Genomic DNA, 1850 nt, shown 5'->3' with positions numbered 1-1850 from the left:
CCTGATCGCCTGCAACGCCGTGGGCGACGTGGTCGACCCGCACACCGCCCGGCCCGTGGCCGGCGCACGCTCGGAAGACGGCCAGCGGCTGATGGACACGCGGCGTGCGCTGCTGGGCGGCGTGCCGCCCGAGCCCGTGCTGCCCGGCACCAACACCACCATCGGCGTGATCGCCACGGACGCGGTGCTGACCAAGGCCCAGGCCCATCGCCTGGCCGTGTCGGGCCACGACGGGTTGGCGCGCAGCATCAACCCCGTGCACACCCAATTGGACGGCGACACGCTGTTCACCCTGGCCACCGGCGCCACGGGCCGCCACGCGGGCATGCTGGTGCTGGCCACCATGGCGGCCGAGGCCGTGGCCCGCGCCACGCTGCGCGCCGTGCAGGCTGCGCAGTCCCTCACCACCCACGAAGGCCTGTACCTGCCGAGCGCGGCGGACCTCGGCCGATGAACGCCCTTGCCGCCCGCTCCCGCACCGTCACGCGACGGGTGCACACGGCGCTGCTGAACCTGCGCGACCTGATCCTGTCCGCCGGTCCGCTCGCCTTCCTGGCGGTGGGGCTGCTGGTGCTGGCCTACTGGTGGCTGCAGCCCGCGCCCCCGAAGCGCGTCACCCTGGCCACCGGGCCCGCGCAGAGCGCCTATGCGGACTTCGGCCAGCGCTACCAGAAGGCGCTGGCGGCCGACGGCATCGAGGTCGTCCTGCGCGAGACGGAAGGCTCGTCCGCCAACCTGCAGCTGCTGCGCAGCGGCGAGGCCGACCTGGCCTTCGTGCAGGGCGGCACCGGCGAACTGCGGCCCGAAGACGCCGACGCCCTGGAATCGCTGGGCAGCCTGTTCGTGGAACCGGTGTGGATCTTCTACCGCACCGAGGCCGCGCGCCGCGTGGTCAAAAGCGGCCGGCTCGACAGCCTGGCGCAGCTGCGCGGCCTGCGCGTGAACGTGGGCACCGCGGGCAGCGGCGTGCCCACGCTGATGGAAAAGCTGCTGGAGGCCAACCGCATGGAGCCCCGGGCGCTGCGGCTGTCCGAGCTGGGCCAGACGCCGGCGACGGTGGAGTTCCTCGCGGGCCGGCTCGACGCGCTGGTGTTCGCCTCGGCGCCGCAGTCGCTCATGGTGCAGATGCTGCTGCAGACGCCGGGCGTGCGTCTCATGGACTTTCCGCAGCACGAGGCCTACGGGCGGCGCTTTCCGTTCCTCACGCCCGTCACGCTGCCGCGCGGCGTGGTCGACCTGGCCGGCAACGTGCCGCCCGCCGACGTGCGGCTGGTGGCCTCCACCACGTCGCTGCTGGCGCGCGAGGGCACGCACCCGGCGCTGCTGCAGCTGTTCGCGCAGAACGCGCAGTCCCTGCACGGCAGCGCCGGCTGGTTCAACCGGGCTCGCGAGTTTCCGAGCACCCGCCACAGCGAGCTGCCCATCGCCGCCGAGGGCGAGCGCGCCATCAACGAGCCCGCGCCGCTGCTGCAGCGCTACCTGCCTTTCTGGATGGCCAACCTGATCGAGCGCATGTGGCTGGTGCTGGGCATCCTGCTGGCCGCCATGCTGCCGCTGTCGCGCGTGGTGCCGCCGCTCTACCAGTTCCGCGTGCGCTCGCGCGTGTTCCGCTGGTATGGCCGCCTGCGCGAGATCGAGGACGAAATGGACGCCGGACAATCCGCGCCCCAGGCGCTGCACGAGGCCCTAGACCGGCTGGAAGCGCAGGTGGAAAAGGTGAGCGTGCCGCTGTCGTATGCCGACGAGCTGTACGCGCTGCGCAACCACATCCAACTGGTGCGCAAGAAGCTGCGCGCGGCGCAGGGCGTCGCGCCGGCTAGCGCGGCCTGACGGGCTTGCCGGCGCCCTTG

At 72.9% G+C, this 1850-nt stretch carries 2 protein-coding genes; both read left to right on the top strand.

The genetic code is table 11. The features are described 5' to 3' along the window. The coding region (locus AC27KI_RS23865; protein ID WP_487116207.1) for a P1 family peptidase at positions 1–454 on the top strand (454 nt) is incomplete at its 5' end. Further along, positions 451–1830, top strand: a complete 1380-nt coding sequence (locus AC27KI_RS23860) for a TAXI family TRAP transporter solute-binding subunit (protein WP_487116205.1) — start codon at positions 451–453, stop codon at positions 1828–1830. The genes AC27KI_RS23865 and AC27KI_RS23860, both read left to right, overlap by 4 nt. Positions 1831–1850 lie beyond the last annotated feature (20 nt).

The sequence above is a fragment of the Acidovorax sp. KPB24-03 genome, from assembly GCF_057546605.1.
The sequence above is the reverse complement of the archived record's forward strand: the minus strand, read 5'-3'. Positions and strand labels throughout refer to the sequence as shown.

Bases quoted from the DNA above. Each gene is read 5' to 3' on its own strand.
- AC27KI_RS23860 (WP_487116205.1), top strand. From the start codon at position 451: ATGAACGCCCTTGCCGCCCGCTCCCGCACCGTCACGCGACGGGTGCAC.